Annotated in this window: 20 protein-coding genes; 13 read left to right on the forward strand and 7 right to left on the reverse strand. The window is 39.1% G+C overall.

The features are described 5' to 3' along the window. Positions 1-306: 306 nt before the first annotated feature. From IGI38_RS01885 to IGI38_RS01915, 7 genes are all read left to right on the forward strand, one after another. Complete coding sequence (locus tag IGI38_RS01885) at positions 307-3,222, forward strand: FAD-dependent oxidoreductase (protein ID WP_438726000.1); 2,916 nt, start codon at positions 307-309, stop codon at positions 3,220-3,222. A 155-nt stretch (positions 3,223-3,377) separates the two neighbouring features. Continuing rightward, positions 3,378-3,737, forward strand: a complete 360-nt coding sequence (locus IGI38_RS01890) for a DUF1827 family protein (RefSeq protein WP_438726002.1) — start codon at positions 3,378-3,380, stop codon at positions 3,735-3,737. Positions 3,738-3,948: 211 nt separating this feature from the next. Further along, entirely contained in the window at positions 3,949-5,421 is a 1,473-nt protein-coding gene (locus IGI38_RS01895; protein WP_438726004.1) for a nicotinate phosphoribosyltransferase, read from the forward strand. A gap of 15 nt (positions 5,422-5,436) precedes the next feature. Next, positions 5,437-6,261, forward strand: coding sequence for an ammonia-dependent NAD(+) synthetase (gene nadE / locus IGI38_RS01900; RefSeq protein WP_438726006.1), 825 nt, complete (start codon positions 5,437-5,439; stop codon positions 6,259-6,261). A gap of 299 nt (positions 6,262-6,560) precedes the next feature. Then, positions 6,561-8,366, forward strand: coding sequence for a sulfatase-like hydrolase/transferase (locus IGI38_RS01905; RefSeq protein WP_438726008.1), 1,806 nt, complete (start codon positions 6,561-6,563; stop codon positions 8,364-8,366). 23 nt (positions 8,367-8,389) lie between these two features. Next, positions 8,390-9,136 carry a tRNA 2-thiocytidine biosynthesis TtcA family protein gene (locus IGI38_RS01910; RefSeq protein WP_438726010.1) on the forward strand — a complete coding sequence of 249 codons (747 nt, stop codon included), beginning with the start codon at positions 8,390-8,392 and terminating at the stop codon, positions 9,134-9,136. A gap of 242 nt (positions 9,137-9,378) precedes the next feature. Next, positions 9,379-12,054 carry a calcium-translocating P-type ATPase, SERCA-type gene (locus IGI38_RS01915; protein WP_438726012.1) on the forward strand — a complete coding sequence of 892 codons (2,676 nt, stop codon included), beginning with the start codon at positions 9,379-9,381 and terminating at the stop codon, positions 12,052-12,054. Positions 12,055-12,106: 52 nt separating this feature from the next. Here IGI38_RS01915 and IGI38_RS01920 read toward each other — a convergent pair whose 3' ends face one another. Beyond that, entirely contained in the window at positions 12,107-12,613 is a 507-nt protein-coding gene (locus tag IGI38_RS01920) for a GNAT family N-acetyltransferase (RefSeq protein WP_438726014.1), read from the reverse strand. A gap of 153 nt (positions 12,614-12,766) precedes the next feature. Between IGI38_RS01920 and IGI38_RS01925 the strand changes: the two genes are divergently transcribed. After that, positions 12,767-13,192 (forward strand): hypothetical protein, encoded by a 426-nt coding sequence (locus IGI38_RS01925; protein WP_438726016.1) that lies wholly within the window; start codon positions 12,767-12,769, stop codon positions 13,190-13,192. 612 nt (positions 13,193-13,804) lie between these two features. On the opposite strand, the gene IGI38_RS01930 is transcribed toward IGI38_RS01925, so the two are convergent. Beyond that, complete coding sequence (locus IGI38_RS01930; protein WP_438726018.1) at positions 13,805-13,966, reverse strand: hypothetical protein; 162 nt, start codon at positions 13,964-13,966, stop codon at positions 13,805-13,807. A 14-nt stretch (positions 13,967-13,980) separates the two neighbouring features. Beyond that, positions 13,981-15,000 carry a lactonase family protein gene (locus IGI38_RS01935; RefSeq protein WP_438726021.1) on the reverse strand — a complete coding sequence of 340 codons (1,020 nt, stop codon included), beginning with the start codon at positions 14,998-15,000 and terminating at the stop codon, positions 13,981-13,983. Between the two features lie 106 nt (positions 15,001-15,106). Between IGI38_RS01935 and IGI38_RS01940 the strand changes: the two genes are divergently transcribed. Together IGI38_RS01940 and IGI38_RS01945 are read left to right on the forward strand one after the other, a co-directional pair. After that, positions 15,107-15,451: a PTS glucitol/sorbitol transporter subunit IIA gene (locus tag IGI38_RS01940; protein WP_438726024.1), complete on the forward strand. Its 345-nt coding sequence runs from the start codon at positions 15,107-15,109 to the stop codon at positions 15,449-15,451. 12 nt (positions 15,452-15,463) lie between these two features. Then, the gene (locus IGI38_RS01945) at positions 15,464-16,627 is read left to right on the forward strand and encodes an AI-2E family transporter (RefSeq protein ID WP_438726027.1); all 1,164 of its coding nucleotides are present in this window, start codon (positions 15,464-15,466) and stop codon (positions 16,625-16,627) included. Between the two features lie 37 nt (positions 16,628-16,664). Here the strand turns inward: IGI38_RS01945 and IGI38_RS01950 are convergent, their stop codons facing one another. After that, the gene (locus IGI38_RS01950; protein ID WP_438726030.1) at positions 16,665-17,285 is read right to left on the reverse strand and encodes an FMN-dependent NADH-azoreductase; all 621 of its coding nucleotides are present in this window, start codon (positions 17,283-17,285) and stop codon (positions 16,665-16,667) included. A gap of 99 nt (positions 17,286-17,384) precedes the next feature. Further along, positions 17,385-17,693, reverse strand: a complete 309-nt coding sequence (locus IGI38_RS01955) for a rhodanese-like domain-containing protein (protein WP_438726033.1) — start codon at positions 17,691-17,693, stop codon at positions 17,385-17,387. Between the two features lie 306 nt (positions 17,694-17,999). On the opposite strand from IGI38_RS01955, the gene IGI38_RS01960 reads away from it, so the two are divergent. From IGI38_RS01960 to manA, 3 genes are all read left to right on the forward strand, one after another. After that, positions 18,000-18,821 carry a VOC family protein gene (locus IGI38_RS01960; protein ID WP_438726036.1) on the forward strand — a complete coding sequence of 274 codons (822 nt, stop codon included), beginning with the start codon at positions 18,000-18,002 and terminating at the stop codon, positions 18,819-18,821. A gap of 119 nt (positions 18,822-18,940) precedes the next feature. Further along, the gene (locus IGI38_RS01965) at positions 18,941-19,972 is read left to right on the forward strand and encodes a serine hydrolase domain-containing protein (RefSeq protein WP_438726038.1); all 1,032 of its coding nucleotides are present in this window, start codon (positions 18,941-18,943) and stop codon (positions 19,970-19,972) included. A gap of 27 nt (positions 19,973-19,999) precedes the next feature. Next, positions 20,000-20,953 (forward strand): mannose-6-phosphate isomerase, class I, encoded by a 954-nt coding sequence (manA, locus tag IGI38_RS01970; RefSeq protein WP_438730242.1) that lies wholly within the window; start codon positions 20,000-20,002, stop codon positions 20,951-20,953. A 92-nt stretch (positions 20,954-21,045) separates the two neighbouring features. On the opposite strand, the gene IGI38_RS01975 is transcribed toward manA, so the two are convergent. Then, positions 21,046-21,732, reverse strand: a complete 687-nt coding sequence (locus IGI38_RS01975) for a type 1 glutamine amidotransferase (protein WP_438726041.1) — start codon at positions 21,730-21,732, stop codon at positions 21,046-21,048. Next, positions 21,725-23,077: a MurT ligase domain-containing protein gene (locus IGI38_RS01980; protein WP_438726043.1), complete on the reverse strand. Its 1,353-nt coding sequence runs from the start codon at positions 23,075-23,077 to the stop codon at positions 21,725-21,727. Before IGI38_RS01980 ends, IGI38_RS01975 begins: the two co-directional genes overlap by 8 nt. Positions 23,078-23,124 lie beyond the last annotated feature (47 nt).

Below are 23,124 nucleotides of genomic sequence, written 5' to 3' on the forward strand. Positions count from 1 at the left end.
ATCACGGTCCTTTTTTTGTATTCGTAGAAGATGTAGGAAATTAGTATCAATAAAAAAAATTTATTGATTCCATGAAAATAAACTATTGGAATTTATCAATTAAATTTCTTACAATGAGCGTAAGAAGGAAGCGCATTCCTTGTTCATAAATTATCAAAGAAATGATTCGATACAAATGAAACAACAGGCTTAAGTATGGAGCATAAGAATACTGGAAAACCGATACACGTTTAGCCATTCATGTGAAGTTTGTTACATATCAAAAGAGTTGGATGAATAATGCGTTTATTTTGAAAGGAGAACCATATGTTAAGAAATTTATTTGATGAGATTCCATTAGCATCCGGAGCAAGTTTTAAGAATCGTTTGTTTATGTCGCCGATGACGACTCAATCGGCCTTTTATGATGGAGAAATCACACAGCAGATTATTGATTATTATGCATTTCGCTCTGGCGATGCAGCAGCAGTTATTGTAGAAAGCTGCTTCATTGAAGACAAAGGACGTGGATTTCCAGGTGCATTAGGTGTTGATACAGATAAAAAAGTTGCTGGGTTGACCGAATTAGCAGCAGCAATCAAATCAAAAGGTTCAAAAGCAATCATGCAGATCTATCATGCAGGCCGGATGGCATGGCCGGAAATCAACGGGGGAGCAACGCCTATTTCTGCGAGCCCAGTTGCAGCATTACGACCAAATGCACCTGTTCCTCGTGAGATGACAGAAGAACAAATTCTGGAAATGATTACAATGTTTGGTGATGCGACCCGTCGAGCAATTGAAGCTGGATTTGATGGTGTAGAAATTCATGGTGCGAATACTTTTATTTTACAACAGTTCTTTTCTCCTCACTCTAATCGTAGAGAAGATCAATGGGGCGGCAGTCGTGAAAAACGTGCGAAGTTCCCATTAGAGGTCATGAAAGAGGTTCAACGAGTAGTCGAAGAACAACAGGCTGAAAATTTTATTATCGGTTATCGTTTCTCGCCAGAAGAGTTAGAAGAACCAGGAATCCATTATGAAGACACAATGTATTTGTTGAATACGCTTGCAGAGTTGCAGCCGGATTATTTCCATTTTTCAATGGGTGCTTATACACGGCCGTCAATCGTTGATTCGGATGATCCCGAACCATTGATAACTAAATATTTAGCGCAACGCTCACCTGCATTGGCACAAATTCCGATTATGGGTGTTGGCTCGATTTTGCAAAGAAAAGATGCAGAGGATGCATTAAAACTGGGATACGATCTATTAGCTGTTGGTAAAGGTTTCTTGATTGAACCAAACTGGGTAAACATGATCAAAGATGGTAAAGAAATCATTGATTATGCCCATGTCAATGCACAGCAAAAATTATTGATTCCAACGCCGCTTTGGGACTTCATGGCATACATGGTCATCGACCCAGAAGAAGAGAAACGTAAACATGAGCGATTAAAAGAATTGCAAAAAGTGAAATTGACTTTCAAACCTGGAACATATACCGTTGAAGCCAAAGGGCACAACAGCGAACTTGCAATGAATGTAACTTTCTCAGAAGAACGCATTGAAAAAATTGAGGCGGATCAAAGCAATGAATCAGAGGGATTATCAGATCAAGTGTTTATCCGTTTACCGCAGCAAATCATTGATGGTCAAACGTTAAATGTAGACGTAATCTCAGGCGCTTCGGCTTCTAGTCAAGGTTTGATTGATGGTGTGGCTGAAGCCGTTGAAATGGCTGGTGCTAGTTCAGAGGTCTTGATGGCTAGACCGAAACCAGTTGTTCAATGGTCGAAAGAGGTCATTGAAGAAGAGGCAGATGTTGTAATTGTTGGTTCTGGAGCAGCGGGAATCTCTGCGGCATTACGAGCAGACCAAATGGGGTTAAAAACGATTTTGCTTGAAAAATTGAGTTTTGTCGGCGGTGCTATTTCTATCAGCGGCGGAAATCAAGTAGTTATGGGATCAAAACTGCAAGCGGCAGCAGGAGTTTGTGATGACAGCGCTGAATGTATGGTGGAAGATTTCTTAGCTAACGGCAGCGGCCTAAATGTTCCTGAACTCCTAACAGCGCTGGCTGAAAATGTTGGAGAAACCACTGATTGGGTTCACGAATATATGGGCGTTGACTATGACATGGAGAACGGTTTGCACACCTTAGCGGAATATCGTAAAAATCGTGAACTGGCCTATGAAGATGGTGGGCATGGCTTCGCCGCGAGTGCTAGAAAAGCGTTAGAGAGAAGCAATGTGATAAGCTATCTGCAAACGAAAGCCGAAAGTCTACTAACAGACGGCAATGGGAAAGTAACTGGTTTAACTGCTGTAGAGGATACTGGAAAACGACATAATATCCATGCACAGGCTGTGATTTTAACGACTGGCGGTTATGGAAACAATCCGAATCTGTTGAGTCATGAGTTAAACAATATCTTGTTCTATGGAACGAAATCATCGACTGGTGATGGAATAATGATGACGACAACACCAGAGTTGAATGCAGCAACACGTATGATGGAATATGGAAAAATATATCCAAATGGTGTGGAAGTTTCACAAGGTTATGCAAAATCAACGATCGGCGGAAATATCGAAGTCTTAAAACGCAATGGCTTGTTAGTAAATACTGTTGGAAAACGAGTTATCAATGAGCGAGCAAGTAACAAAGAAATTTTAGAAGTGCTTTTACAACAAGATCCACAAATGCTGTTCTTATTGATGGATGCTGAGCGTTTTGAAATATTTACTGAAGCGGTTGAAGAAGGCGGTATTACACGAGAAGACTTAGCTCGATGGATCGAAAATGAAGATGAGACACCTCAGATTTTCCAAGCGGATACATTAACTGAACTAGCTGAAAAAGCTGGCATGTCTAGTGAAAGTTTAGTCGATACAGTCGCTCGCTATAATGGCTGGGTAGAAAAGCAAAATGATGAAGATTTTGGTCGTCAATTAGAGTTTCTACAGGAAAAAGTTGGTGACGGTCCTTATTATATGATCGAACAAAAGCCGCGTTTTGCGACCACGATGGGTGGTTTAGTCGCAAATGGCGAAATGCAAGTCTTAAATCGTAATGATCAAGCGATTGAAGGTCTTTATGCTGCTGGCGAGTTAGTCGGTGGTGTAATGGGAAGTGATTCGCCTTCAGGAGCGAATAACGCATGGGCGTTAACTTCTGGTAAATTAGCGGCGGAAAGTGTCCAAAAAACAGTTCAAGTAGAATATGTGATGCAATAGAAAGTGATCCTGAGGCAAGCGCCTTAGGATTTTTTCTTTTTTTTAAAATTTTTTTTATTCCTTAAAAAAACGTTTCCTCCATATGTTAAAATAATCCTTGATAAGAAAATAAATAGGTCGTATAGACTAAAATACGTAGAATAGGAGAATGTTGAATGAAATTAATAGAAACACCATTAAATAGTAATGTTAACTTAGAAACACTATATCCTAATCTAACTAAGTACTTCTTTGATAAGCGTCAGGCTGTGAAACTGCTTAAGTTGTATGCTTATGATCGTACAAAGATTATCTATGCTGATCGTTATGACACGATTGATCTATTATTATTAAATCGCAAACGTAAAATCAGTCACAAGGAAGTGGATACAATTATTCATCGTCTGCTGAAAGTGGATCGTGAAGATGTTATCGTGAATGTCGGCTATAAAAAGCAAATCATGGACGCAGGCTTGCGGCCTAAAGAGGATTATAAAGATATCATCGCGATAGAATACAAAGTGCCGAAGGATTAAACTTTTAAAGAAAGACATCATGTCTTTCTTTTTTTTTAGGATTTACAGTGTGGATTCACTACTTAACTGGGATAGCAGATATACTAATTATCACTGAGTTTTACCATAAAATTTCTTGTATTGACGGGGAGCAAAAGGTACTACCCCAGAACTCTTGTGATATAATAAATGAAATAGTTTAAATTACTAAAAACAAATGAGGAGCATGACTATGAAAAAGTTGTACGAAGATGACAGTTTGACACTTCATACGGATCTTTATCAAATCAACATGATGAAGACTTATTGGGAGACAGGCCGGGCTGATCTTCATGCCGTATTTGAGTGTTATTTCCGCAATATGCCATTCGATAATGGCTATGTCATCTTTGCTGGATTAGAGCGTCTTGTTAAATATTTGGAAAAATTGACCTTTAGTGAAAGTGATTTGGCGTACTTATCTGAGGTTGAAAAATACCCGACAGACTTCATCGAGTATTTACGAGATTTCAAATTCGTATGTACGGTCCGTTCTGCGGTGGAAGGCGAGTTGGTCTTCAATAATGAACCGATTATTCAGGTAGAGGGACCATTACTACAGTGTCAGTTGGTAGAAACGGCGCTTCTAAACATCGTAAATTTCCAAACCCTGATCGCTACTAAAGCCGCTCGAATCAAATCAGTGATCGGTGAAGATCCATTACTGGAATTTGGTACACGACGTGCTCAAGAGCTGGATGCAGCACTTTGGGGAACAAGAGCAGCATATATCGGCGGTGCCGATGCGACAAGTAACGTGCGAGCAGGCAAGATTTTCGGGATTCCAGATAGCGGAACTCATGCTCATTCATTGATTCAATCCTACGGTAACGACTACGATGGCTTCAAAGCGTATGCTGAAACGCATCGTGACTGTGTCTTTTTAGTAGATACCTATGACACCATTAAATCAGGTGTTCCAAATGCGATTAAAGTCGCAAAAGAAATGGGTGATAAGATTAATTTCTTAGGGGTGCGAATTGATAGCGGGGACATGGCTTACATTTCAAAACGCGTACGCCAACAATTAGATGAAGCTGGTTTTCCTGATGCGAAAATTTACGCTTCAAATGATCTGGATGAGAGCACGATTCAAAACTTGAAGATGCAACACGCTAAGATCGATGTCTGGGGTGTTGGTACAAAACTTATCACTGCGTACGACCAACCAGCACTTGGCGCAGTTTTCAAACTAGTTTCAATTGAAAATGAGAACGGAGAGATGATGGATACCATCAAACTTTCCAGTAATGCAGAAAAGGTCACAACGCCAGGCAAAAAACAAGTTTGGCGTATTACTCGTAAATCTGACGGAAAGTCAGAAGGAGATTACGTGACATTGTGGGATGAGGATCCGCGGGAAGAAAAAGAAATCTATATGTTCCATCCGGTTTATCCTTATATCAATAAAACAGTGAAAAATTTCGAGGCGCGTCCAGTTCTTAAAGATATCTTTGTAGACGGGCAACGTGTTTATGAGTTGCCTGATTTAGAAGAGGTCAAACAAACTGCTAAGGAAAGTCTTGACTCATTATGGGAAGAATACAAACGTGATTTGAATCCACAAAAATATCCTGTTGATCTTTCTACAGATTGTTGGAACCATAAAAACAAAATTATGGACCAAGTACGTAAGTCTGTGGTAAAAACGGAACAAGAAGATTAAAGGAGTGGAGTTGTCATGACGTTACAAGAAGAAATCATTAAAGAGCTAGGGACCAATCCGCAGATTGATCCGCAAGAGGAAATTCGTAAAAGCGTCGAATTTCTAAAGGCATATCTTAAGAAATACTCATTCTTAAAATCACTTGTGTTAGGGATCAGCGGAGGACAAGATTCTTCATTAGCAGGTCGTCTTGCACAACTAGCAATGGAAGAAATGCGTCAAGAAACAGGGGATGACGCTTATAAATTTATCGCTGTTCGCCTACCTTATGGAGATCAAGCGGATGAGGCTGATGCCAAAAGAGCGTTAGACTTTATTAAACCGGATATTAGTTTGAGTGTAAATATCAAGGGAGCTGTTGATGCGGAAGTTGCTGCACTGGAAGAAGCAGGTGCTACCATCAGCGACTTCAATAAAGGAAATATCAAAGCACGTCAACGAATGATTACACAATATGGTATCGCAGGAGACAATCAAGGAGCCGTGATTGGAACAGACCATGCAGCTGAAAACATTACTGGTTTCTTTACGAAATTTGGTGATGGCGGTGCGGACATTTTACCGTTGTTCCGTTTGAATAAGCGGCAAGGGAAAAAATTGTTGAAGGAATTGGGTGCCGATGAAGCGTTGTATTTAAAAATTCCAACGGCCGATTTGGAAGATGGCAAACCATTGATTGCTGATGAAGTTGCATTAGGAGTTACCTATGATGATATTGATGATTACTTAGAAGGTAAGAAGATTGATTCGGAGGCACAAGCAACGATTGAAAATTGGTGGAATAAGACTCAGCACAAACGTCATTTGCCGATCACGATTTTTGATGATTTTTGGAAATAGTAATGACCTTGGCCTAGTGGAGCGCTGTCTGCACTAGGTTTTTTTGCGTAATAAATAAATGTACAGTCTGAGGATATGGAGATCGTTGTTTTCATCTTGCTGTTCTTTACTTTCCATGGTTTTCTCGCTAAAATATTTAAGATGTCTTTCAAACTTTTCATAGTTTAGGTAAAGTTTGGGAAGACTGAATTTTTTTCAGAGACAATAATGGTAAAGTAATCTTAGTTAGATGAAATACGTGATAAGCACCAAACGCATTTTTCATAGTTGAAAAATGCGTTCATGAATGGGAGAGATATATGCAAAAGCTTCGACAACTTCCTTGGCGTCAGTTACTAAAAGTGATTGGTGTGGTAGGGTTAATTATTATTTCAAATCTTTTTTTTCAACTGACCCAAAATGATTTTTCTTTTGATTTAGCATTCAAATTTGCGTTTTCTTGGCATACAGAAAAATTCTTTTTAGGCTGTTTTGTATTATTCATTTTTTATGGTTGGATCAGCAGTTTTTTAGGGTCGTTAAGGTCAGGGAGTGTATTTTATGTCTTAACGGTGACTGGTGTAGGTATTGCCAACTATTTGAAAATGAAGTATCGAATGGAGCCGATTTATCCTGATGATTTGAAAATGATCACGGAGTTTGGAATGATTCGCGATATGGTTGGGATACCTGTATTCATTTTGTTTTTACTACTTTTGGCCACCGGTATTATTTTGATTGTTTTTAGTCTGAAAAGAAGTTTAAAATTGGAAAAGAAACGTCAATGGTTCCGTCTAGGCTTTTTTATTTTGACTAGCGGCTTGCTGCTTTATGTGGGTAGTTTTAATCAAGAAGGAAATTTGTTGCGAAAGGCGTACAATAAAACGGCTTTATGGATTCCTTATAGTCAGAAGATGAATTATTACAATACTGGATTCATGGGCGGATTTTTGTACAATCTGCCGGTGGAAGCGATGGAAAAACCAGAGAATTATTCGGCGGCGGCTGTAAAAAAAGTAGCCAAGGAATACCAAGTGGATAAAAATGAAAATTCAACCGAAAAGCCAAATATCGTTTATGTGATGAGTGAAAGTTTTTCTGATCCAGAACGGTTAAATGGGTTAGAGGTTCTAGGTGGAGATCCGCTTCAGGACTATCGCACGATGGCGGATAAAACATATAGCGGTCAAATGTTATCCCAAAACTATGGCGGCGGAACGGCGAATATTGAATTCGAAGCGTTGACGGGTTTTTCGATGGAACTCTTCAATGCGCAAATGACAACTCCATATACGATGCTCGTGCCAGAGTTCGATTCTTTTCCTTCATTAGTAGGAACATTAAAAGAACGAGGCTACGAAACGACAGCGATTCATCCTTACAATACATCAATGTATAAACGAAAAGATGTTTATAAAACTTTTGGCTTTGATCAGTTTCTGGATGAAAGTACGATGAAACATACGGATAAGATCGAAAATAATCCCTATATTTCTGACGCAGCAGCGTACCAAGAAATTTTTGATCAATTAGAAAAAAATGAAAAGCCGCAATTTCTGCACCTTGTAACGATGCAGACTCATATGCCTTATGAGAATAAATATGAAGATTTGCCATATGTTGTTCGAGGGGATAACAGTTCAGCTGTAAGAAGTTACCTGCAGGATATTGCCTATAGCAGCGAAGCGTTGAAAGACTTTTTGGAAAAGTTAGACGATTTGCCAGAACGAACGTTAGTTGTTTTTTGGGGAGATCATTTACCGGGAATTTATTCAGATGAGATTCAAACTGAAAACCAGGGGCATCAATTGCACGAAACAGAATTTTTGATGTATGACAACCGCCATCAATTGAACAATCAGCAAGTCACGACCAGCCCGTTTTATTTTGCGGCGGACCTCTTTCAACAAGGGAGACTTCAAATGACTGGCTTTCAGAATTTATTAGTTGCATTACAAAAAGAATTGCCTGCATTTGAAAAGGGAATGTATTATCAAAGTGGTCAGTGGTTCAAAGAAGCTCGATTAAATCAGAAACAAGAAAAGATTTATCAGGATTATCAAATGATTCAATACGATATTACGGCTGGTAATCAATACAGCTTGAAAGAAAAATTCTTTGATTAAACAGATGGACTAAGGGAGTAAGTATGGGATTCAAAAAGAAAGACAATCAGAGTTATTATAATCCGCTACGTCGTGCTATTTTAAATCACCAAATGATCGAGGCTGGTGATAAAGTAGCGATTGGCATGAGCGGTGGAAAAGACAGCACGACATTGCTCTATTTATTAGATAGAATCAGGCGTCAAGGACGCTTAGGGTTTGATTTTGAGATCGTACCGATTTCTCTTGATATGGGTTTTGCCGGTTGTGATATCGCGCCAATGCGAGCTTTTGTGGAAAGTCTAGGATATAACTTAGAGGTTGTTCCGACCAATATTGCTAAGGTGGTATTTGATATTCGAGAGGAGAAATCACCCTGTTCTTTATGTGCAAAGCTGCGCAGAGGGATTTTATACAATCGAGCCAGTGAATTAGGCTGTCAAAAAGTTGCTTTAGGCCACCATGTGGACGATGCAATTGAAACTTATTTTATGAACTTTTTGTTTCACGGGCGAATGAATAGCTTTGAACCGAAAAGCTATTTATCAAAGACAAACGTAACATTAGTCCGTCCGATGATCTATTTGGAGGAAAAACAAATCATCCGACTTGTGAAACGCGAGGAGCTGCCGGTCGTTTTTAATCCTTGTCCTGTGGATAAGAAAACGAAGCGTGAAGAAATCAAAAATCTAGTAACAAGCGTTGCTAAAAACTACCCTGATATCCGAGAAAAGTTTATAATGAGCATGGAACAAGGAACAGCTGAAGATTTTTGGACAAAAAGTCTCTAGTGGAAGCTCTTACAATCGATTATTTTAAAAGTAGTGATTGTATTCCCGCCTTTTCTCATGCTATAATTCGTTTTGTATTCATGAGGGAGTAACTAGCAGCGCAAGCTGTGGCAACGCCACCAGCAAGAAAAAGATATTTTTCTGGTGTTGTCTTAAATAGTGAGACTTATGTATGTGTCTTTCGCATACACAAGTCTATTTTTTTTACTTCCAAAAGGAACACTAATTTAAGGAGGATAATAATGTCGGAGGAGAAAAAACAACAACTGATAAAGCCTTATTACACTGAGGAAACAGAACAGGTTTTAGCAGAAGTTCAAACAACAGAAGAAGGGTTAACATCTGCTGAAGCAGAAAAGCGCCTAGGCGAGTTTGGTTTGAATGAATTAGAAGAGGGCGAAAAGAAAAGTATGTTCGCTCGCTTCATGGAACAGTTTAAAGATTTGATGATTATTGTCTTATTGTTTGCGGCAATCATCTCCGCAGTTGTTTCTCATGAAGTGGTAGACTCGATCATTATCTTGGCCGTGGTGATTATCAATGCGGTGATGGGTGTGGTGCAAGAATCCAAGGCTGAGCAAGCTATTGAAGCATTGCGTGAAATGTCAACGCCAAATGCGAATGTTTTACGAGACGGTCATATAAGCTCTGTAAAATCAACAGACCTTGTTCCTGGCGATATCGTGATGTTGGAAGCTGGCGATGTAGTACCAGCAGATTTGCGTTTGATCGAAGTCGCTTCTTTAAAAATTGAAGAAGCAGCGTTGACAGGAGAATCTGTTCCAGTTGAAAAAGAATTGATTGTGATTAATGATGGTGAAGTTGGTATTGGTGATCGTGTCAATATGGCTTATTCAAATAGTAATGTGACTTACGGTCGTGGTAAAGGTGTTGTAGTCAACACTGGAATGAACACCGAAGTCGGAAAAATTGCCGGTATGCTGGCACAAGCAGATGAGACAGAAACACCGTTGAAAGCGAACTTAAATCAGTTAAGTAAATTCTTGACGATCGCGATCATCATCATCGCAGTGATTATGTTTGTTGTCGGAATCGTATTTAATGATACTTCTTGGGTTGATATGCTGTTAACGTCTATTTCATTAGCGGTTGCGGCTATCCCAGAAGGACTGCCTGCGATCGTTACGATCATCCTTGCTTTAGGAACACAAGTGATGGCTAAACGGAACTCTGTGATTCGTAAATTGCCTGCGGTTGAAACATTAGGTTCAACGGATATCATTGCTTCAGATAAAACAGGTACATTAACTCTAAACCAAATGACGGTTGAAAAATTATATGTTGATAACCATCAATTTGATGCGCATGGTGAAGTTCCTAGCGACAGTATGGCGATGAAAGTCATGAACTATGCCAATGATACAAAAATTGCTCAAGACGGTAGTTTGATCGGTGATCCGACAGAAACTGCGTTGGTACAATTTGGTTTGAACAACGCCTTTGATGTCCGTGAAAAAGTAGCTGAAGAACCTCGTGTTGGTGAGTTGCCTTTTGATTCAGATCGTAAATTAATGAGCACGCTGCATGAAGAAAAAGATGGAAAAATTCTGGTTGCTGTTAAAGGTGCCCCAGATGTCTTGCTCGATCGTGCGTCTCAAATTCTGTTAAATGGTCAAGTTGTACCTATGACGGACAAAGAAAAACAAGATATTTTAGCGAATAACAAAGACATGGCCCAACAAGCGTTACGTGTGTTAGGGATGGCTTACAAGTACGTTGATCACGTTCCAGTTGAATTGGAATCTGAGATCGTCGAAAATGATTTGATCTTTGCTGGTTTAGTCGGCATGATCGACCCAGAACGTGCGGAAGCAGCCGAAGCAGTACGTGTGGCTAAAGAAGCCGGCGTGCGTCCAATTATGATTACCGGAGACCACAAGGATACTGCCGAAGCAATCGCTGCTCGTCTAGGGATCATCGAAAAAGGTGATGACGACTCCGTCTTGACTGGTGCGCAATTAAACGAAATGTCTGATGAAGAATTTGCGCAAAAAGTTGAACATTACTCGGTTTATGCCCGCGTTTCGCCAGAACACAAAGTTCGTATCGTGAAAGCATGGCAAAAAGAAGGCAAAGTGGTTGCAATGACTGGTGATGGTGTCAATGATGCACCAGCCTTGAAACAAGCTGATATCGGAATTGGTATGGGGATCACGGGTACGGAAGTTTCTAAAGGTGCTTCTGACATGGTTCTTGCCGATGATAACTTCGCGACAATCGTTGTAGCAGTTGAAGAAGGACGTAAAGTCTTCTCAAATATCCAAAAAGCGGTTCAGTATTTGTTAGCAGCGAACTTGGGTGAAGTATTGACCCTGTTTATTGCAACGTTACTTGGTTGGGATACCTTATTACCTATCCATTTGTTGTGGATTAACCTGGTAACTGACACATTCCCAGCGATTGCGTTAGGGATGGAACCTGCTGAAAAAGATTTGATGCAGCACAAACCTCGCGGCCGCAGCTCGAACCTATTCTCTGGTGGTGTTTTCTCTAGTATCATCTACCAAGGGATTTTAGAAGCGGGCACAGTCTTGTTTGTTTACTGGTCTGCGATTCAATGGCCGGTTCATACAAGCTATGCGGATATCCATTCTGATGCATTGACGATGGCCTTTGCGACATTAGGATTGATGCAGTTGTTCCATGCCTTCAACGTGAAATCCGTTCATCAATCATTGTTTAAAGTTGGGCCGTTCCGCAACAAGAGTTTCAACTGGGCGATCCTGCTATCCTTTGTATTGATGATGGTGATCATCGTTGTTCCAGGACTAAACGATATTTTCCGTGTTGCTCATCTTGATTTATACCAATGGGGAATCGTAATTGGGGCATCCTTTGCGATCATTCCAATCGTTGAAATAGTAAAAGCATTCCAACGAGGAGCACAAAAAAAATAAAGTAACGAAAAGATCGCATGAAACCAATTTTGCTGGTTTTCATGCGATCTTTTTATTTGATCAATGCATACATTTGCATATCTTTTAATTCACCATTTTTTATTGCGTTTTTCCGTAGTGTCCCTTCGAATTGAAAACCGCATTTTTCTAGTACACGGCAGGAGCCTCGGTTCGTTGAGAATGGTTCCGCGAATATTCGAATAATATCTGTTTCCGCAAAAATATAATCTGTCAGCTGCTTGGCAGCTTTTGTTCCGATCTCTTGCCCCCAATAATTTTCAGCTAAGTAATAGCCCATTTCAGCTGTTTGGCGATGGATATTTTCACAGCGAAAAGCGCCGATGCTGCCGATCGCCTCATTTTCACCATTAACGATCGCAAATGCAAAAGTTTTCGTTGGGTCGGCTGCAAGCATTTCATGAATAAAATCCAGTGCATCTTTTTCAGTATAAGGAAAGGGGAGCCCGTCTCTTAAATTATCTTGAATTTTTTTATTATTTAACATTCCCGCTAAAGCCTTTGCATCGCCCAGCTGCCAATTTCGAATGATCGTATCCATAAACCAACCTCCCAAAGAATTATATTTCTTAAAAGGGTACCATCAATTAAGACAGAAATGAAGTCATTTCTTAATATTTTCTGAGCCGCTTTGCATATTGAGTAAAAATCGGTAAAATGAAGATATCAAAAGATAGAAAGTAGGAATCGATCAATGCGACCTAATACAGGTTTTTATGCGAGAGAAATCAACGAAATCGTCCAAAATACAGAGAAAATGGGTGAACGCTTACACCCTAGTTATGAAGAAATCCGTACAGCGTTAGATGAAAAGAAAGTGGCCGATTTCGATCAAGAACATTTATCTGAAATTCATGAATTATTTAAAGAGGGAACGCAGTTCTATCAATTAAATCTAGAAAAAATCAGCATGTTAAAAGCACCGGCAAAAGTAATGGGAAATCATAAAAGCTTTGAGAAAGCGTACATTCAATATGTAGCCGGGTGCCAAGAAATGACGGATAGTTTATTGCCTGAAATAAATGAAGAGGCTTTTAATGCAGCGGAGAAGAAACAAGATGCTGCGACAGATACGATTTATAAAACAATTCAAAAAATCACCAATCTGTTATTGAAATAAGAAGCAATCTAAAATCCAAAGAGAACAAAAGTTTTCTAATTTTATTATAACGTTATTTTAAATACAAATGGAGAAGCATCAGGTATGATTATTTCATAACCAATAACAACCTTTTCTTTTTCATTGCATTTAAGTAATACTCCTTTAGCACCGATTTGCCGATCGGTGCTTTTTTGTCAGTTCTGCTTTTAGCAGTTTTTTTAGTATGAGGTCCAATTATTGAAATATTATAAATAAAAGGAACAAACCGTTTAGCAGAATGATATGCGTAGTGACAATTAGACTCATTTTTCCGTTTTTTGGTAAAATGAATTCCAAAATATTGAGATAGTTGTCAGTTCTGCTTTTAGCAGTTTTTTTAGTATGAGGTCCAATTATTGAAATATTATAAATAAAAGGAACAAACCGTTTAGCAGAATGATATGCGTAATGACAATTAGACTCATTTTTCCGTTTTTTGGTAAAATGAATTCCAAGATATTGAGATAGTTGTCAGTTCTGCTTTTAGCAGTTTTATAAAGAAAGAGACGTTAGTAATTAAATCTTAAAAATAGAGATACAAGAACAGTAAAAAAACTGGTCTCCAAGTGAATTCAATGGAGACCAGCTTTTTTAATTTTCAATATTTCTTACATAGTTTTCAAAATAATCATTTAAATCGTTTTTGATTTTTTGATATTCTTCTTCGGTGTATTCTTTTTCTTCTAGCCGGCCTTTAAAGTTTGGTAACCCCAAATCTTTCTTCAGCCGCTCGATAACTGCTTCTTTATCCATAAGTCGTTCCTTTCTTAATCAAAGTACACGCAAACAGTCTCAGGAGCAAAAACGTCCTTTTGAATCATTGTTAACAGACCGTTTTCGTTATCACGGCGATAGAGTGTTAAGTTGTCGCTATTTTGGTTAGCAGCGACGACGTATTTGTTGTCTGGACTTAAAGCAAAATCTCTTGGGAAATCTCCTTCAGTCGAAATGTTTTGAATCAACTCAATGCTTAAACCATCTTCAGCAATAGCAAAGACTGCAATCGAATTGTGTCCGCGATTTGACGCGTATAAGAAACGTCCGTCGTTAGAGACACGGATCGCCGCGCCGCCATTTTCGCCATCAAACTCTTTGGGTAAAGTAGAAACCTTTTGTTTTTGTGTAAAGCTGCCGTCTGTTTTATCGTAGGCTAAGACACTGACACTGATGTCTAATTCACCGAATAGATACGCAATGTCACCACTAGGGTGGAATACCAAATGGCGTGGCCCAGTTCCAGGTTCCGCAACGTAAACAGCCACTTCATCTACTTCGCCAGTTTCACTGACGTCATACGTGTATAGCCGATCTGTACCAAGATCACAAACAGCTAAGCGTTGATCTGGTGTAAGATCTGTATAATGAGTATGCGCTTTGTCTTGATTTTTATGAGGTCCAGTTGGTTCCTTATGGAAAAGGGCAGCTGCGGCTTCAAGTGAGCCGTCCGGTTTGATTTTATAAGTATTCAACTCGCCTTTATGATAATTCGCACCATAAACCAATTGACGTACCTCATCGACAGCTACATAGCAAGGTGAAGCGCCTTCTTCGGTTACCGCATTTAAAAATTTATTTTGAGGATCATAACTAGAAAGTCCACCTTGATCATCGCGACTCGTTACCGAGTATAGAAAATCATTTTTACTCTTTGTAAGATAAGTAGGACTTGTTTCTTCCGTTAGTAGCACCAAATTGTTTAACGTTTCAGTCGCAGTATCCAATTCGATTTGATAAATGCCTTGACTGATGCGTCTTGTATAGGTACCTAGAATTATTTTGTGGATCATCAAAAAACCTCCTTCATTGTATGTCCATTTTAGCAAGTTTATTCCCGCTTGGATAGCGTTAACTTTATGATATAATTGAAAAATAAACGAGAAAAGAGCGTGACGTATGACAGTGACAGAAATTACTCAAATTGGAAAAAATGCGATTAATGATGAAAATATCTTGGTTCTTTTTGGTGAAACGATCACACCAGATTTGTTGGATGTTTCGATCGTTCAGAAAAAGCTCGACGAAGAATTGATCACGTTGAAAAAGGGTGGTCAACTGACTTTTGGAGATCAGGTTTACCAAGTAAATGGTGTAGGACCATTAGCGAATGAAAATCTAAATGAGATTGGGCACGCGACTGTTTTCTTCCAAGAAGACGTCGGAGTGATCCCAAATGGAATATATGTCACCCCAGAAAAGCTTCCAGATTTGGAAGTTGGGATGAAAATTAGCTATCAGTAGGAGTGTGAGTGAGTGGATAAAAAGAAATTAACGCAAAAGACTTCTTGGTTTTGGAAATGGTTCTTAAACAGCCAAGTCGTTGTGGCATTGATTATTGTATTACTGCTGCTCTTGATCGCGCTGGTCTTTACAAAAGTGTCTTATCTATTTGAACCAGTCGGACAATTTTTTGCGATTGTAGGTCTTCCGATAGTCATTGCGGGTATTCTTTATTATTTGATGAATCCGGTGGTCAATTTCTTAGAAAGAAAAGGACTAAAGCGAACACTTGCGATCATCGTTCTTTTCATAGCGGTCGTTGCATTACTTATTTGGGGAATCGTGGTCATTATTCCTCAAATCAGAGAACAAATCGGCTCTATGATGAAAAGCCTGCCGGGATATTTTGATACGATCAGTGATAAAATAAGTGAGATTTTTAAAGACCCATCCTTCAAACCATTTCAACAGCATATTGACAATAGTTTGCAGAAAATATTGGAGTCTTTGACAGAGACGGCGCAAAATCTTTCTCGTGTGACTCTGCAGGGATTAGGCAGTGTTGTTTCAACATTAGCTACAGTGGTTATCGCGTTGATCACTGCACCGATTATCCTGTTCTTCTTATTGAAAGACGGTGATCAGTTGGCACCGTATATCCTTAAGTTTTTGCCCACTAAAACGCGGAAGCCGACATTACGTGTTATGACTGAAATGAACTCTCAACTAGCTTCTTATATTCGTGGCCAGTTAACGGTAGCATTTGCAGTTGCAGTGATGTTTATTATCGGGTTCTCGTTAGTGGGAATGAATTACGCGATCACGTTGGGGATTCTAGCAGGATTCCTAAACTTGATACCTTACTTAGGATCATTTTTAGCGATGGTACCTGTAGTCTTTATCGCCATCGTTACTGGTCCAATCATGCTGGTCAAAGTAATTATTGTCTTTACAATTGAACAGACGATTGAAGGACGGATTGTGTCGCCGCTAGTATTAGGCAATCAATTAGAGATCCATCCGGTGACGATTATGTTTGTCCTGTTAACAGCAGGGAAGATTTTTGGAATTACTGGGGTGATTTTGGGGATTCCATTTTATGCGGTAGCGAAAGTTATTGCGATACATGTCTTTGAATGGTACAAAAAAGTATCCAATCTTTATGAAGATTCAGAAAAAAATCCTGTCGATGAATGATCGACAGGATTTTTTTATTTGCCAAAACAAAAATTGGCTAAAACTGTGCAGCCAATGATTTGGCTTTTTCTTTTGCTGCTGCCATAATCTCAGGTGCTCTAGCTGGATCATAATCCGCACCTTCGATATAAATGGAATCAAACTCAGTGATACCGATAAAATTCAAAATCCCCTTAACATACTGCGCTGAGAAATCCTGACCGTTATATGTACCGCCACTTGATTGTATATGAAGAGCTTTTTTATCTGTAATTAATCCGGTAGGACCTTCTGCAGTGTATTTGAAGGTTTTACCTGCGACGTTAATCGTGTCGAACCAAGCTTTTAATTTTGTTGGGATATTTAAATTCCATAAAGCATTGGCGATAACGATTTTTTCACTAGCTAAAAATTGATCAGTAAATTCATTGAAAACGCGAACCTTTTCTTGTTGAATATTACTTAATTCGGTAAAATCAGCACCCTTTTGCAACGATTTCCAGGCTAATAGCAGGTCGCCGTCAATCTCAGGGAGATCTGTATAATACAAATCTAACATGGTGAAAACATCTTCTGGATGACTTGCTTGATGTGCTTCAATAAAAGTGTCCAAAATAGTTACAGTTTGTGAGTCTTCTGCAGCTAGCGGGTGAGCATTTACTACTAAAACATTTGCCAAAACTAACACTCCTTAAATTTAGTTACAAACGAATCCTACACAATATATCTAAAACAAACAATTTATCTGCTTGTCATAGACGGTAAGAAACATTTTTTGTTAACTTGCAAGATATTGATTATAAGCAGAAGTACCACCAATCACATTTACCACTTGGAAGCCTTCCTTTGTTAAAAATTGCGCCATCGTTTTCGAACGAACGCCGAATTGAGTAAATAGGTAATACGTTTTACCTTTGTCAAGCTGGTCTAAACGATTAGGCAATTGGGTCAACGGAATACGGGAAACATTCGATCCCTCTAATAAATCAAAGGAATCATTAAAATCAGGGTCTCTCAAGTCCAAAACATCCACGGGTTCTTTAGCGGCAAGCGTCATAAATTCTTTTGTTGTTACTGAATAGTTCATCTTTCTTTACAACCTTTTCTTTCCTAAGATTGATTCCAACTTTAATATATATATTGTCTTATTACAAGTGTTATCATAGCCATTTTACTGGAATTTGACAAAAAGTAAAGGAATCATTCAAAAAAAACTCAGATTAAGAAAAAATTGATAAGCATTATTCTTGAATTTATTAAAAAATCGCTTCTCTTGTCTATAAAATCGGCTCGCTTAAATAGAAAGATTTTAGAACTCTCTTTTTATCAAAGGATATTGCTTGCGTGAATCAAATGGCATCGTTAGAATAGTAGTGATGGAGGGAAGAGAACAATGGGAAATTTTCATGTAGGGAATCTTAATTTAAAAACGATCGCCATTCGCGTACGAGACCGTGACGGAATGATTCATTTCTATCGTGATATTATTGGACTGCACTTATTGCGGGAAGAAAACGAATTAGCGATTCTAGGATACAAAGATCCAGCCAGCGAACTGCTTTGGTTGGAGGAAAGTCCGCGTGCAGATGAACATCGTGGCGAGATCAAAAAAATGCAACGGGTTTCATTGGTTGTACCTAATGTAGAAGAGTTAGCGAACGTTTATTATCGAGCAGAAAAAGAAAACTATCCAGTCAAATCAGCGCTGCAAGCTGATGAAGAAAAGGGTTTGCTCTTTGAAGACCCTGAGGGAAATGAGATTGAAATTTTCTATGCTCCTAGTAAAGAACGTTCAACATCAGAGCCAATCAACATTGACTTTAAGGAATTAGCGAAGAAAGCGACGAAACGTGAAAAAATCCATGAGGCTTATTTTGACAAGATTCATTTAAATGTCAGCAACATGAAAAAACAGCAAGCGTTTCTAGCGGATATTCTAGGGTTGAAGGTACATGATGAAAGTGATGAGGAATTATCATTGAACCGCGGTGAGTTTAATGTGGGCTTAACTACTGCGACAGGCGGTACGATTGATCTACCAACAGATAAGGTGCTAGGCTTGGACTTTTTACAATTTAAAGTTTCAAAAACGAAACTTCAAGAATTGTGCCAACACTTGAGTGATGAGCAGTTAGATTATTTCTGTGACAAAAAGAAATCTTTGATTACGCTTTATGATGCTGCAGGCATTGAATGGTGGTTCGTATTAAAATAGCAAAAAATAAAACTGCGAGAAATCGCGGTTTTATTTTTTATCTTAATTAGAGTCTAAAAAGTTTTCGTTTTCTGTTTTATGCTATACTTTTTTAGGAAATATTTTTAAGGAGGGGCGCTATGTATCCTGAAACACTTCGCTTAATAGAAGCAAAACTTCAAAAAGGTGTTTTTCCTGGGACTGTTTTTTGCTTTATTGAGGGTGAGGAAGAGGAAGTAAACGTTTTGGGCAGTGCACAAGTTGAACCAACAGAAATTGCCATGCAGGAAGAGTTGCTTTTTGATGTGGCCTCCTTAACAAAAGTTGTCTGTACGACGACTGTAATGTTAAAGCTAAAAGAAGCAGGGAAGCTTTCTTGGGATCAGACACTTCATGAGCTGCTGCCAGAATTTCAAAATGAGACAATTACATTACGACATTTGTTAACGCATACGTCAGATATTCAGACCTATATTCCTGATCGCGATCAATTGAACGCAGAAGAGCTGCGTGCGGCTTATTTGACGTTACAGCCTGGAGGCAGACTTGGTGAAGTCGTTCAATATACCGATGCCGGAACAATTCTATTGGGTTTTCTGATTGAGAGAATCTATCAACAAGATGCAATCGAAGTTTTTAAAGAAGATGTTTTGCAGCCGCTAGGAATGGCTGATAGCGGCTTCTTACCTCAACCGCCGTATGATAAAATTGTCCCCACGCAGAAATTTGCTGATGGAACGATTTTAAAAGGTCTAACCCATGATCCAAAAGCACGAGTCCTAGGATCTCATGCCGGAAATGCTGGCCTGTTTACTAATATGAAAGATTTAAGTAAATTTGCAAAAATGTATTTGAATCTTGGACGTGTTAGCGATATTATTTATTTGCATGACAAGACAGTTTTCGAACTGCTTCATGATCAGACACCAACGCAAGAAGGAAAGCGTTCGATTGGTTGGGATTTGAAGTTCAGTCCGTTAGATCAATCACCGTTACTTTTTCATACAGGGTATACAGGCACTTTCTTGATGCTGGATGTCGTAAAGAAATCAGCTTTCATTTTTCTGTCAAATCGTGTCCATACGGAAGATCATCGTGAGAGCTATGTGGCTCATCGTGATGACATCTTAGCCTGCTATTTGAATGAGCGAGTAAAAATCTATCAAAAATAAAAACTTTAAGATGAAAAAGGAGCAAAAATCATGGAACCATTATTTTTAAAACCAGTTTTTCAAGAAAAGATTTGGGGCGGAGATCAGTTGCATACCGTTTTTGGTTTTGATATTCCTAATGACAAAATCGGGGAAGATTGGGCGATCAGCGGACACCCTCATGGCGTTAGTACTGTAGAGAATGGTCCGTATAAAGGCTCTAAAGTCAGTGATCTTTGGAATGATCATCGGGAATTGTTTGGGAATGCAGAAGGTGACGTTTTCCCATTGTTGACCAAAATTCTAGATGCAGAAGATGATTTGTCTGTCCAAGTTCATCCTGATGACAGCTATGGGTTAAAACATGAAGGGGAATTAGGGAAAACGGAGTGCTGGTATATCATTAACGCAAAACCAGGTTCTGAAATTGTTTATGGGCATAATGCGAAATCTCGTGAAGAATTAGCAGAAATGATCGAAGCCGGACGCTGGGATGATCTTTTGCGGCGCGTACCTGTAAAAAAAGGTGATTTCTTCTATGTACCAAGCGGGACGATTCATGCGATCGGTAAAGGCATCATGATATTAGAAACACAGCAAAGCTCAGATACGACCTACCGTGTATATGACTATGATCGCAAAGATGACCAGGAAAATACACGTGAGTTGCATATCCAACAATCAATTGATGTGACAACAGTACCTGCGATCAGCCCTGAATTGGAAGTATCTGAAAGTAAAAAGGGCACGTCCTCTGTAATTACCTATTTGAAGACGGATTTCTTCAATGTTTATGAATGGGATGTTGTTGGTGAGCTTTCGCTTAAAAAAGAAGGCGATTATACTTTAGTGACCGTTGTTGAAGGGTATGGCAATTTGATCGTTGATGGTCAAAGCTATGAAATGAAACCTGGTACAAGCTGTATTTTACCAGCACAAATTATGGAATGGAAAGTTGAAGGCGAAATGAAAATCATTGCTTCAACTCCAGGAAAAAAATAGAGGGATTCTAAAAGTGTTCAGTATCTAAAACTGAACACTTTTTTGCATGCGAAAAAATAACCATCAGCATTTCGCCGATGGTCATTTTTTATTTATGCTATTTCTGGCAAGTCCACATCTTCACCATATTTATTTTTTAAAGCAGTATGGAGCAAACGAACAGCAAGAGATTTATTACGGGCTAAAATTGGTCCGTGGAAGTACGAGCCATAAACATTTCTATAAATGACGCCTTCACCTTGATCTTCACCATTATTTCCATTACCCTTGACGATCGTGCCAAGAGGACGTTCGCCTTCGCCTAGGAAAGTTCGTCCATTATGGTTTTCAAAGCCGTAGTAGGTTTCACCGAACTCCTCATTATGAATCTCGATATCTCCGATAAAGCGATGGTTATCTTGACTCAAGGTATAATGATCCAAAGCTCCAATACCATCGATTTTTTCACCATTTGCGCCAATGTAATAATGACCAAGCAATTGATAGCCGCCACAAATTGAAAGCAGCACGCCATCGTTTTCGATGTATTTAGTTAATGCTTCTTTTTTATCTTGGATATCTTTTGAGACGATGACCTGTTCGTAATCCTGACCGCCGCCGATAAAAACAAAATCGAATTTGTCAGAGTCAAAATCTTGATAGATGCTGACAATTTCCGAATGAATGTCGATCCCCATTTGTTTCGCGTAATAATTCAGGGTCAAGAGATTTCCGTTATCGCCGTAAGTATTTAATAAATTTCCGTACAAATGCGCTAAGTTTAATTCGTATTTAGCCACGATCCATACCTCCATCAATGTAGCCTTTTTGGGCTAATTCTTTACGTAACTGCAGAACAGCAGTATAAGTTGCCAAGATATATACGTGCTCTGTCGGCAACAGTTTGATCTTTTCGATAACATCCGTCAAGCTTTCTGTCTCCGTCAGCGTATCCTCAGGAATTCCCGCGACCTTCAAGCGCAGCGCCATATCAGTATGACGATCACCGCCTGCAATCACAGCAGGAATGGCCATTTCTGCGAACGCTTCATGATTTCCATCCCAAATCCAACTAATATCGATTCCATCAGCATAGTTAGCGTTCAGCAATGATACTAGGGAAAAAGGATAGGGAGCTAAACCGATCATGTCGATGACTTGATTTAAGCCGACCGGGTTTTTTACTAAGACCAGCGTACATTTTTTACCGTCAATCTCAATTTCTTCCTGACGTCCAAAGACTTTTTCATCATAGCCCAAGCCGCGCTTGATTTTTTCTTTAGAAACACCGTAGTATTCCGCTACTGCCGTCGCAGCAAGTGCATTATAAACATTGTACATCCCGCCGACTTCAATCTTATATTCTTGCCCATCGATCACAAACTCAGATGATTTGTTGTCCATAGCTTTCATCTCTGTTAATTTGTAATCTAATTCTGGACGATGGAAGCCGCAGTTTGGACAATAGTATTTTCCAAGATTTGCGTAAGTGATCATTTTGTATTTTAAGATGTGCTGACATTTTGGACAAAGCAAACCGTCCGTATTGTAGTGTGCATCTTGGTCTTTATCTGGTAAATGATCGAACCCATAATATTTTCTAGGGTTGATGGTTTCCAGCGAATTGAAAATCGGTGAATCACCGTTACACAAAATAGGAGCACTAGGTGATTTTGCAGCACCATCAACAATTAATTTATACGTCGTATAGATTTCGCCGTAACGATCCATTTGATCACGGAAAATATTAGTGAATAAGAAAAGCTCGGGCTTGATGTACTCTGTGACCTTGCTCAAACTAGCTTCGTCGATTTCCAAAACAGCGATTTTTTTGCCGCCTTTTTTTCCTTTGGCATTTAAAAAGGTCGAAACGATCCCTTGTACCATGTTGGCACCCGTTGGATTCGTCAATACATAATCAAATTCCTGTTTTAAAATATTTACGGTCAAAGCGGTGGTCAATGTTTTTCCGTTCGTACCTGTTACGACGACCACTTTATAATCTTTAACTAATGTATCTAAAATTTTTGGATCCATCTTCAAGGCAAGCTGTCCAGGATAGCTTGACCCACCTTTAAAGAACGTTCTTAATACCCATTGGGCGGTCTTGCCGGCTGAGATCGCCAGTTGACTTCGTAACCCCATTACACATCCTCCATGTCTGTAACAAATTTAATTCATCTTATCATATT

It is taken from the genome of Enterococcus sp. AZ128, from assembly GCF_051714485.1.
In the GTDB taxonomy this organism is placed as follows: Bacteria; Bacillota; Bacilli; order Lactobacillales; family Enterococcaceae; genus Enterococcus_A.